The organism is Haladaptatus sp. (assembly GCF_049589095.1).
Lineage (GTDB): Archaea > Halobacteriota > Halobacteria > Halobacteriales > Haladaptataceae > Haladaptatus.
On record NZ_JBAWAC010000380.1, the window covers coordinates 1 to 4980 of the forward strand.

Genomic DNA, 4980 nt, shown 5'->3' on the forward strand with positions numbered 1-4980 from the left:
GAGATGGTGTTTCGGGATCGGTCCCGACGAGAGTGCGGCGAGAAATCCGGCACGCTTGACGACTGTCGAAATCAGCGCTTCCGGTCCACTCTCGTCGGACATGAGTTACCGACCGTTTCCCACCCGAATGTTATAAATCTGTCTTAAAACACAGCAACAATTATATACCTTGTTCGGAATTCGAGACGCGTTTTAACAGAAGATACGATTTCTCGATTTCGAATTCCGTTCGGTGAATTAAAGTGATAATCCCTCGTTTCGATGGTTTTTCCGCCCGAGCGTTCGGTTCGGGCGTCGGTTCCCGCTACGCGACGGCCCGATACCACCACGAACCCACTCGCAAGGAGATACGCATGGTCACAAGTCAGCATTCACTCGGACGTAGTAACGAAACAACCAACCCATCGTTATCCGAACTGTTCGCCATCCTCGAACATCGCCTCCGTCGCATCGTTCTGGGACATCTCTCGGTACGCGAACCCCCCGTCTCGTTGTCAGAACTCGTCACGGTCATCGACGAGGACGAGTCGGTCCTCGCGACAGACCGTCGGCAACTTACCATCGAACTACACCACAATCACCTCCCGCGACTCTCGGACTGGGGACTTATCAGCTACGACAGTGAGTCGAACACGGTCGAATGCGCCTTCGACGACCCCGAGATAGAAACGTCTCTCGACCGCATCTCCGGGTCGTCCATCAGAATGTGAGGTGCGGCGGTAGAGGCCGCACCCGTCAGAGACACATTGCAGTACCGACTGCCTGCCGTGACAGTGAAGACACTATCCGCAGGCGTTAAGTTAGTGTGACTGAGTGGGCATATGTCTTTGGTTAGTGACTTCATGTCGTCGATTCATTCTATACGTATCTGCACATATATTCGAGATTACCCTGAGTCGAACACAAGATTTAGGCGCGTTTGCCGGGCAGTATTCACATGGCAAGTAGCGACTGGGGGGATTGGCTCCCGCGAGAAGTCGAGGAAACGACACCGGATGGAATCGCGCTCTGGTATCTCGGTTGCAACGGGTTCGTCCTGAAGGGGAGCGACGAAACGACGCTGTTCATCGACCCGTACGTCGGCACGGGTGATCCGCCACGAACCGTTCGGATGATTCCCGTCCCATTCGACCCGGAAGACGTGACGGAAGCCGATGCAGTGCTGGCGACCCACGAACATACCGACCACGTCCACGGGCCGAGCCAAGCACCCATCCTCGCCTCGACAGGCGCGACGTTCTACGCACCCGACGACAGCCTCGCCGTCGCACGTGAGGACGAGCAGTGGACGGACAACTGGGACGCCTCGGACGACCAGTTCGAGGAAGTAGCGGAGGGAGAAACGTTCGAAGTCGGCGAATTCACGATTCACGTCGAACCGAGCCACGACGCCGACGCGACACATCCCGTCTCCTACGTCATCGAACACGGTGACGTCACCTTCTTCCACGGCGGCGATACCAAACCCGGCGAGGAACTCGAAACCATCGGCGAATCCTACGACATCGACCTCGGCGTACTCGCCTTCGGCTCCGACGGCTGGATTCCCGACAAGGAAACCCGCGAACCGAAGTACACGAAGTGGTACAGCGACGAAAACGAAATCGCCGACGCGGCGAACGCCCTCCAACTCGATACGCTCCTCCCGACCCACTGGGACATGTGGAAAGGGCTGACGGCGGACCCGACGGCGCTGTACGACCACACGCGGAGCTACGAGTATCCGAACGCACTGGAGATCATCGAGATGGGCGACCGTGTCGAACTGAACTAGAAAAAACGGCGAACGGCGATTTTCGTGCGTTCAGTGCGAGTGGCCGGTCGCCTGCTCGAACGTGATGCCGATACGCTCCTCGAACAGCTCTCGTGCTTTCTCCTCGATGGCGACGACTTCCTCGTCGGGTTGGCCCTGCGTGTGGTGAACGGCCGCGTGGGCCTGCTGGACGAAGGAGACGACGGCCATGTCGCCGATGACGGTCTCGCGCGATTCGTCCTCCTCGCGGAGCAGGTCGATGAGTCCCGGCGGGAGTTCGACTTCGTCGGTGTTTCCGTCCGGTCCTTCGATGGTGTACGTTTCCGTCTCGACGGAATCTGTTTCTACCATACCACCCGTTTTGACGTGAAGCGTTAAGGGTCTGTGGATGGCGACTGCACGGCGATGACTGTTTCAATCATCTGAGTAGATAGGTACTGGTTATTCGTAACTTCCTTCATCCTATTCCCCGAAAACGGTACCAAAGACCACTTAACGGTGGATTTTGTAGAGTAGGTCGATGTTCCAGACCGAGACGCATCCCTATGACTCGATAGTGACAGGAACGTGTGCCGTGCGGTCATCTCGTTCGTAATGGCCACAGTACTTCTCGTCGTGGTCGTCGCGTTGATCGCATCGCTGTTCATGTCGTGGACGGTCGGCGCGAACAGCAACTCCGCACCCGTCGCACCTGCCGTCGGCGCGAACGCGCTGTCGATCCTGCGGGCCGCACTGTTGGTGGGACTCGTCGCCGGGCTCGGAGCGATCGTCCAAGGTGGAAGCATTTCCGAGACCATCGGAAAGGACCTCGTCACCGGTGTGACGATAACGCCGGTCGCGGCCGCGGCGGCCCTCCTGACGGCCGCGACGCTCATCACCATCGGCAACACGCGTGGATACCCGATTCCGTCGGCCTTCGCCGTCACGGGCGCGATGGTAGGTGCCGGTATCTCACTCGGCGGCGGCTTTGCGACGCACGAGTACGTCAAAATCCTCGCGTTCTGGTTCACGATTCCGGTCACGAACGCCATCATCGCCTACGGCGTCGCCCGAGCGTTGCGAAGCGAATCGGTACCGGAATCGATCGGCGTTCCCGTGCTGGCCGGACTCGTCGGCTACGCAGTAGCCAACATCCAACTGACGGTCACTCCGAAATCGAACGGGACACCCGGTTCGATCGCCCGGACCCTCTCCACGGATTGGGACCTGCTTCCGGGTCACCTCGTCGGAAGCTACACCTTCGGGATGGTCTTCGTCAGCGTCGTCTTCGGCATCCTCGCCGTCCTGGTCACTCGGTTGGCGCTCGTGAACGACGAGCAGAAAGGAATCAATCGATTTCTCGTCGTCCTCGGTCTCATGGTCGTGTTCACGAGCGGCGGGACACAGGTCGGCCTCGCGACCGGTCCGCTGGAAGCCATCTTCGAAACCGACCTGCATATCTCCACGGTGTACCTGCTCGCGCTCGGCGGTCTCGGCATCCTCGTCGGCGCGTGGACGCGGGCACCACGACTCATTCAGGCGGTCGCACAGGAGTACGCCTCGCTCGGCCCGCGGCGGTCGATCGCCGCGCTCATTCCGGCGTTCCTCATCGCTCAACTTGCGATCGTTCTCGGCATTCCGATCTCGTTCAACAAGGTGATGATATCGAGCATCGTCGGCGCTGGCTTGGCCGTTCGTTCCTCGAATTCGGGCGGCGGCGTTTCGGCGTCGAAAGCCGGGTACACCGTCGGCGCGTGGGTCGTGTCGATGGTCGGTGCCGGGTTCATCAGCTTCGGGCTGTATCGACTGCTGACGATGGTGCCGGGGTTCACGTAATCAGGAGAGCAACTGGTCGACGATGGCTTCCTTCGCGGCGGCGGTCTTCATTTCCTCCCACGTAGCGAACTCCGTCGTCTCCACGACGTAGCTATCGAGACGTTCGTCCGGGAGTTCGTCCATCCGACCCGGCTCTTCGAGGTTCCACGCGCTCTCGCGGTAGAAGGCGTGGAACGAGTCGAACTGGGTGTATCTTTGCATGAACTCCTCCGAGAAGAACTCGTCCGAGTTCACACGGGTTCCCGCCTGTAACTCGAAGACCCGTTCGAGCGCCTCTTCGAGTCGACCGTGAAGCGGTTCGAGTTCGGAGACGCGGAGGTCGAAGTCCATGCGGGTCTGTACCGGAATGACGGAACTAAACCCTGTGGTTGCAACTTCAACCCGAAAATACGGTTCGGATATTCGGATCAGTCGTCGGAGGCCGCTGCGCCCTCTTGAGTGGCACTCGCTTCGCCGAGTTCGGCCGTCTCCAGGTAGTCGTCCGCATCGAGTGCGGCCTTACACCCCATGCCTGCCGCAGTCACGGCCTGCTGGTAGTGGAAGTCCACAACGTCGCCCGCACCGAAGATGCCGGGGACGGCCGTCTTCGTCTGGTTGCCGCCCTCTCCGCCTTCCGTTCGGATGTAGCCTTCCTCGTCCAGTTCGACGCCCGTGTCTTCGAGGTATCCCGTGTTCGGCGTGTGGCCGATGGCGAGGAACACCGCGCCCACGTCGAAGTCGAATTCCTCGGTCTCGGGGTCGTCGAGCTTTTGTGATGGTTTCCCTTCGGGGTTCGTCACCATCGTGACGTGGTCCACGCCCTCCTCGGGCGAGCCGTGAATCTCGGTGACTTCGGTGTTCTTCATGACTTCGATTTCGCCAGCATCGACCTTCTCCTGCAGGCGGTCCTGCCAGTAGTTCTCCGCGCGGAACTCCTCGCGGCGGTGGACGAGGTACACCTTCTTCGCGAACTTGGTCAGGAACGTCGCTTCCTCGAAGGCGGCGTCGCCGCCGCCGATGACCACCATCTCCTCGTCGCGGAAGAACGCGCCGTCGCAGGTCGCACAGGTCGAGACACCGTACCCCATCAGTTCGTCCTCGCCCGGAATCGACAACGTTCGGGCACTCGCACCGCTGGCCGCGATGAGCGCGTCGGTCGTGTACACATCGCCGTTCGTCAACTCGACGCGGAACGGACGCGAGGACTCGTCCACGTCCGCGATGATGCCGGTTTTTACCTCGGCACCGAACCGCTCGGCCTGCTGTTGCATGTTGTTGATCAGTTCCGGCCCGCTGATTCCGTCGGGGAATCCGGGGTAGTTCTCCACGTCCGTCGTGAGCGTCAACTGTCCGCCGGGTTCGTCGCCCTGCAGGACGAGGGGGTCGTTGTTCGACCGCGCGGAGTAGATGGCCGCGGTCAGTCCCGCGATTCC

Annotated in this window: 6 protein-coding genes; 3 read left to right on the forward strand and 3 right to left on the reverse strand. The window is 60.3% G+C overall.

What is annotated here, in order from left to right:
- Positions 1 to 353 precede the first annotated feature (353 nt).
- A complete protein-coding gene (locus WBV42_RS11875) occupies positions 354 to 710 on the forward strand; it encodes a DUF7344 domain-containing protein (protein WP_423986223.1) in 357 nt (118 codons plus the stop codon).
- 227 nt (positions 711 to 937) lie between these two features.
- Positions 938 to 1774: an MBL fold metallo-hydrolase gene (locus tag WBV42_RS11880; protein WP_423986224.1), complete on the forward strand. Its 837-nt coding sequence runs from the start codon at positions 938 to 940 to the stop codon at positions 1772 to 1774.
- Between the two features lie 30 nt (positions 1775 to 1804).
- On the opposite strand, the gene WBV42_RS11885 is transcribed toward WBV42_RS11880, so the two are convergent.
- Positions 1805 to 2104 (reverse strand): DUF7545 family protein, encoded by a 300-nt coding sequence (locus tag WBV42_RS11885; protein ID WP_066145362.1) that lies wholly within the window; start codon positions 2102 to 2104, stop codon positions 1805 to 1807.
- 243 nt (positions 2105 to 2347) lie between these two features.
- Between WBV42_RS11885 and WBV42_RS11890 the strand changes: the two genes are divergently transcribed.
- On the forward strand, positions 2348 to 3568 hold the full coding sequence (locus tag WBV42_RS11890) for an anion permease (RefSeq protein WP_423986225.1): 1221 nt from the start codon (positions 2348 to 2350) through the stop codon (positions 3566 to 3568).
- Here WBV42_RS11890 and WBV42_RS11895 read toward each other — a convergent pair whose 3' ends face one another.
- Positions 3569 to 3898 carry a hypothetical protein gene (locus WBV42_RS11895; RefSeq protein ID WP_423986226.1) on the reverse strand — a complete coding sequence of 110 codons (330 nt, stop codon included), beginning with the start codon at positions 3896 to 3898 and terminating at the stop codon, positions 3569 to 3571.
- Positions 3899 to 3975: 77 nt separating this feature from the next.
- A partial coding sequence (locus tag WBV42_RS11900) for an NAD(P)/FAD-dependent oxidoreductase (RefSeq protein WP_423986227.1) occupies positions 3976 to 4980 on the reverse strand: 1005 nt, incomplete at its 5' end.

Excerpts from the sequence above, each read along its gene's own strand:
- WBV42_RS11875 (WP_423986223.1), top strand. The coding sequence starts at position 354 with ATGGTCACAAGTCAGCATTCACTCGGACGTAGTAACGAAACAACCAAC.
- WBV42_RS11880 (WP_423986224.1), top strand. The coding sequence starts at position 938 with ATGGCAAGTAGCGACTGGGGGGATTGGCTCCCGCGAGAAGTCGAGGAA.
- WBV42_RS11885 (WP_066145362.1), bottom strand. The coding sequence starts at position 2,104 with ATGGTAGAAACAGATTCCGTCGAGACGGAAACGTACACCATCGAAGGA.
- WBV42_RS11890 (WP_423986225.1), top strand. The coding sequence starts at position 2,348 with ATGGCCACAGTACTTCTCGTCGTGGTCGTCGCGTTGATCGCATCGCTG.
- WBV42_RS11895 (WP_423986226.1), bottom strand. The coding sequence starts at position 3,898 with ATGGACTTCGACCTCCGCGTCTCCGAACTCGAACCGCTTCACGGTCGA.